At 65.8% G+C, this 1,748-nt stretch carries 2 protein-coding genes and 1 pseudogene; all 3 read left to right on the plus strand.

Annotated features, from left to right (window positions below):
* On the plus strand, positions 1–569 hold a 569-nt coding region (locus MOV74_RS37460; RefSeq protein WP_246932467.1), incomplete at its 5' end, for a zinc-binding dehydrogenase.
* Positions 570–585: 16 nt separating this feature from the next.
* Positions 586–1,491 (plus strand): VOC family protein, encoded by a 906-nt coding sequence (locus MOV74_RS37465; RefSeq protein ID WP_246932469.1) that lies wholly within the window; start codon positions 586–588, stop codon positions 1,489–1,491.
* Positions 1,492–1,566: 75 nt separating this feature from the next.
* Positions 1,567–1,748: pseudogene (locus MOV74_RS37470) on the plus strand (tripartite tricarboxylate transporter substrate binding protein); the annotation flags it as partial.

Here is a 1,748-nt window from a genome sequence, read left to right on the forward strand (position 1 = left end):
GCGCGCCGGCAAGCGTGCTGGTGATCGGCGCCGCCGGCGGCGTCGGCACCGCGCTGGTGCAACTGGCCAAGCTTGCAGGGATGACCGTCATCGGCACAGTCTCGACCGAGGAGAAGGCCGCGTTCGCGAAAGCGAACGGCGCCGATCATGTCATCTTCTACCGGAGCGAAGATGTGGTGGCGCGTACCCGCGAGCTGACGGGCGGCGAGGGCGTCGGCCTCGTGCTCGATCACGTCTGCGGGCCGGAGTTCACCGGCTATCTGGGCGCACTCGGCAAATGGGGCACCCTGCTGTCCTACAACGCGTTCGCCGGATTGCCGGAAGAGAACTTGATGGCGGCGATGCGCAACCATCTCGACATCTGCCCGGCCGTGCGCTGCTTCTCCTTCCATATCTACGACCATGATCGCGACGGCCGCCGTGCCCTGATGCGCAGCGTGATCGAGGCGCTGAGCCGCAACGCGATCAAGCCGGCGATCTCGGCGGTCCTGAAGCTCGACGAAGTCAGGAAAGCGCATACGCTGCTGGAGCAGGGCTCTGCGCTCGGCAAGATCATCATGATTCCATGAGGGGATGGACCGCACGATGAGCACACAAGCACCCATTGCACGCCTCACCCGGCTGCGGCACGCGACCTTCGCCTCGCCCGATCCGGAGCGGCTGCTGGATTACTACCGCGGCGTGATCGGACTTGGCCTGGCCGGCCGCGATGGAAAACGCATCTTCCTCGCCAGCGATTCCGAGCAGCTCTCGCTGGTGATCGAGCCCGGCGATCCGGCGCTGAACAGCATCGCCTTCGAGATATCGCCTGATGTTGAGATCGAAGCGCTGGGCGCCGCACTGAAGCGGGCTGATCTGCGGCCCGAGTTTCGGAGCGATTCCCTGCCTGGCGTCTCCAGGCTGCTGTCCTTCATCGATCCCGAAGGGACACGCTTCGAGTTGATCCAGGGCTGGACGCCGACGCCCGCGCAGGAGCGGATCGGCGGGCTCGCCGTCAGCAAGCTTGGCCATGTCGCCCTTCGCACGCCCGATCCGAAAGCCGCTTCGGAGTTCTACGCCAACGTGACGGGCTTGCGGGTCTCCGACTGGATCGAGGATCGCTTCGTCTTCATGCGCAGCGGCTTCGAGCACCACACGCTCAACTTCGCTCGCGCGCCGGTGCGCGGTCTTCATCACCTTGCCTTCGAGCTGCGCGGCCCCGACCACATGCATCGGGCCTGCGATCATCTCGCGCGGCACAAGCTCTCGGTGCTCTGGGGCCCGGTGCGTCACGGCCCCGGCCACAACACCGCGATCTATCACCGCAATCCCGACGGGCACCTGGTCGAACTGTTTCACGACCTCGACCGGATGGTGGACGAGGAGCTCGGCTATTTCGAGCCGCGCCCGTGGCATCGCGATCGTCCGCAGCGGCCGAAGGTCTGGGTTGGGCTGCCGCGCGACGTCTGGGGCATGCCGCCATCGCCTGAATGCACGGAGTTCGCTCGTTAGGCGAGCGGACTACGAGTTGAAGAACGCCGCACGTGCTGCGGCCAAAGACATAATGATCGAAGGGAGGATGCATCCATGCGTCGGATGAAGCGGCTTGCTGCGGCCATTTTTCTGCTTGGCGGTTTTCTCGCAACCGGGCCGGCGTCGGCGGACACTTATCCGTCGCGCCCGATCCGCCTGCTGCACGGCTTTGCCGCCGGCGGCGCGGCCGACACGCTGTCGCGCATCATCGCCGACGGACTGTCGAAGAAGCTCGG

Source organism: Bradyrhizobium sp. SHOUNA76 (genome assembly GCF_023006445.1).
Taxonomy (GTDB): Bacteria; Pseudomonadota; Alphaproteobacteria; order Rhizobiales; family Xanthobacteraceae; genus Bradyrhizobium.

Excerpts from the sequence above, each read along its gene's own strand:
- MOV74_RS37465 (WP_246932469.1), top strand. The coding sequence starts at position 586 with ATGAGCACACAAGCACCCATTGCACGCCTCACCCGGCTGCGGCACGCG.